A 3,370-nucleotide genomic window follows, 5' to 3' on the forward strand; every position below is an offset into this window, starting at 1 on the left:
GTCGGCACCGGCCCCGGCGCCGGGCAGTAATTCGTCAGCGCCCAGCAACTGCCGGTCGCGGTGCTGCTGATGTCGAACAGCTTCTGCCGGTCGAGCCCCAGCCGGTCGGCGAGGACGAACGCCTCCGACACGCCGAGCATGGAGATAGCCAGCAGCATGTTGTTGCAGATCTTCGCCGCCTGCCCCGCGCCCGGCCCGCCCGCATGCACGATGTTCTTGCCCATCGCGCGCAGCACCGGCTCCGCCCGCGCGAACGCCGCATCCGTGCCGCCCACCATGAACGTCAGCGTGCCCGCGACCGCGCCGCCCACGCCGCCGGAGACGGGCGCGTCGAGCATCGCGAGCCCCGCCGCCTCGGCCGCCGCCGCCGCCTCGCGCGTGGTCGCGACGTCGATCGTGGAGCTGTCGATCAGCAGCGCGCCCGTGCCGCGCAGCGCCGCGATGATGCCTTCCTCCCCCAGACACACGGCGCGCACGTGCTGCCCCGCCGGCAGCATGGTGATCACCACGTCCGCGCCCTTGATCGCCTCGGCGACGCTCGCCGCCCGCGTGCCGGTGAAGCCGGCCATCGCCTCGGCCGACAGGTCGAACCCGGCGACGCTGTGTCCGGCCTTCAGCAGATTGGCCGCCATCGGGCCGCCCATGTTGCCCAGGCCGATGAACGCGATCTTCGTTCCCATGACGCTTACAGCACCTCGAACACGTGATAGACGGGACCGCCCGGCGGCCTGTGCCCGGTGCCGACGGCGGCCATGCGGGTCAGCCACAGGTATTTCGCCGCACCGGTTTCAAACATGACGGTCGTGCGGAAATAATACTCCGACGGATCGACCGCCTCGCCGCGCCCCAGCCGCGCCATCACCGCCTCCGGCCCGTGGCGCCAGCCGCGATAGGTCATGCCGATCAGCGCGTCGTCGTCGGTCTTCAGCACCAGCCGCACGTCGAGCTGCATCACCCCGTCCGGTCGCGCGATGATCCAGTCGGACCCGCCCGGCATGACGGTGCCGCGCAGCCGCTCGCCCTCGAACGCCCCGCCATCCACCACGCCGACCAGCCGCTCCCCCATCGGGCCGGCGCCCAGCCGCTGCAGCGGGCCGACCTGAAGCGTGAGCGTGAACAGCGGCGTGGTGCGTATGTCGGCCATGGCGGGCCTCCTCGGACGTTCTTCCCGCGGTATCGTCCTGTATCGCCCCCCCGGCGGCAAGTCGGGGCCGTTGGGGCGGCCTCTCTGCCGAGTGCCGCCCCCTTCCGGATCAATTCCTTTTGCGCTCACCCTCTTGTGTATGCACGGGCGTGCATGGTCTGTGTGCGCGCAACGGCAGAAGGATTCAGCGATGCCCGATACGCATGTCGCCCAGGCGGCCTCCCCGCCGGAAGTCCGGGAAGTGCGGTTGCAGGACTACCGCCCGCCGGTCTTCCGGGTAGATACGGTGGACCTGCATATCCGCCTGCACGAGATGCGCACCGTCGTGCGCGCCGCGCTGGTGCTGCGTCGGGCGGCGCCCGGTCCGCTGCAACTGGACGGCGAAGGGCTGGAACTGCTGGCCATCCGCCTCGACGGCGCGCCGCTGCCGCCCGACCGCTATGCGCTCGACGCGCACGGCCTGACCATCGACACCCTGCCCGACTCCTGCCGGCTGGAGACCGAGGTCGCGATCAACCCCGGCGCGAACACGCTGCTGTCCGGCCTCTATGTCTCGGGCGGCAATTTCTACACCCAGTGCGAGGCGGAGGGGTTCCGCCGCATCACCTTCTTCCCCGACCGGCCGGACGTGCTGGCGCGCTACACCACCACGCTCGTCGCGGACGCCGCGCGCTGCCCGGTGCTGCTGTCCAACGGCAACCCGGACGGCGAGGGGCGCAACGAGGACGGCACCCATTGGGCGCGCTGGGTCGATCCGCACCCGAAGCCCGCCTATCTGTTCGCCGTCGTCGCCGGCGACCTGGTCGCCGTGCGCGACCGCTTCCGCACACGCTCGGGCCGGGACGTGGCGCTGGCGATCTGGGTGCGCGAGGGCGACCAGCATAAATGCGATCACGCCATGTGGTCGCTCAAGACGTCGATGAAGTGGGACGAGGATACCTACGGACTCGAATACGACCTCGACGTGTTCAACATCGCCGCCGTGTCGGACTTCAACATGGGCGCGATGGAGAACAAGGGCCTCAACGTCTTCAACACGAAATACGTCCTCGCCCGGCCGGAGACCGCGACCGATGCCGACTATCAGGGGATCGAGACGGTCATCAGCCACGAGTATTTCCACAACTGGACCGGCAACCGCGTCACCTGCCGCGACTGGTTCCAGCTCTCGCTGAAGGAAGGGCTGACGGTCTTCCGCGACCAGACCTTCACCGCCGATCTCGGCAGCGAGGCGGTCAAGCGCATCAGCGACGTGGTCCGCCTGCGCGCGGCGCAGTTCCCCGAGGACGCGGGACCGCTCGCCCATCCCGTCCGCCCCGACCGCTACCGCAAGATCGACAATTTCTACACCGCGACCGTCTACCAGAAGGGCGCGGAGGTGATCCGCATGCTCCGCACCCTGATCGGGACGGAGGCGTTCCGCCGCGGCATGGACCTCTATATCGCGCGCAACGACAACAGCGCCGCAACGATCGAGGATTTCGTCGCCGCCATGGCGGAGGCATCGGGCCGCGACCTGTCGGCCTTCATGACCTGGTACGACCAGGCCGGCACGCCCACGCTAACCGTCAGCGACGCCTACGACGCCGCCGCGCGGCGCTACACGCTGACGCTGCGGCAGGAGACGGCGCCCACGCCGAACCAGCCCGACAAGCGGCCGGTGATGATCCCGGTCGCGATGGGCCTGCTCGACCCGTCGGGCGGCGCGCTGCCGATGCGCCTCGCCGGCGAGAACGAGGCCGGCGCCGCGACCCGTGTCATCACGCTCGACGCCGCCGAACGCCAATTCGTGTTCGAGGATGTGCCCGTCCCGCCGGTGCCCTCGCTGCTGCGCGGTTTCTCCGCCCCGGTGCGCCTCGCCGGCCTGTCGCGTGAGCGTCTGCGCTTCCTCGCCGCCCATGACAGCGACCCCTTCGTGCGCTGGGACAGCGGGCAGCACTACATGACCGACGTGCTGCTCGACGCCGTCGCCGCCGGGCGCGACGTGGACGATGCCGGCATCCTGGACATCGTCGCCAACGCCCTCGGCGCGCACGGGCGCGATCCGGCGCTGGTGGCGGAGGTGCTGACCCTGCCGTCCGAGGCGGCGCTGGCGGACGCGATGGCGACGGTCGATCCCGACGGCATCCACCGCGCCCGCGAAAGCGCCCGCCGCGCGATCGGCCACGCGCTGCGCGACCGTTTCGCGCGAACCTACGACGCCCTCACCGACACCGGCCCCTATGC

3 protein-coding genes are annotated in these 3,370 nt (G+C 70.5%); 1 reads left to right on the forward strand and 2 read right to left on the reverse strand.

The features are described 5' to 3' along the window. Both mmsB and B8460_RS07500 read right to left on the reverse strand, forming a co-directional pair. Positions 1–680: 3-hydroxyisobutyrate dehydrogenase (gene mmsB / locus B8460_RS07495; RefSeq protein WP_048860963.1), on the reverse strand; the 680-nt coding region annotated here is incomplete at its 3' end. Between the two features lie 5 nt (positions 681–685). Next, positions 686–1,144 carry a DUF3237 domain-containing protein gene (locus B8460_RS07500; RefSeq protein WP_048860964.1) on the reverse strand — a complete coding sequence of 153 codons (459 nt, stop codon included), beginning with the start codon at positions 1,142–1,144 and terminating at the stop codon, positions 686–688. Between the two features lie 190 nt (positions 1,145–1,334). Here B8460_RS07500 and pepN point away from each other — a divergent pair. Continuing rightward, on the forward strand, positions 1,335–3,370 hold a 2,036-nt coding region (pepN, locus tag B8460_RS07505), incomplete at its 3' end, for an aminopeptidase N (protein WP_048860965.1).

The organism is Acidisphaera rubrifaciens HS-AP3, assembly GCF_000964365.1.
Lineage (GTDB): Bacteria > Pseudomonadota > Alphaproteobacteria > Acetobacterales > Acetobacteraceae > Acidisphaera > Acidisphaera rubrifaciens.

Coding starts and splice junctions, on each gene's coding strand:
- B8460_RS07500 (WP_048860964.1), bottom strand. CDS start 1,144: ATGGCCGACATACGCACCACGCCGCTGTTCACGCTCACGCTTCAGGTC.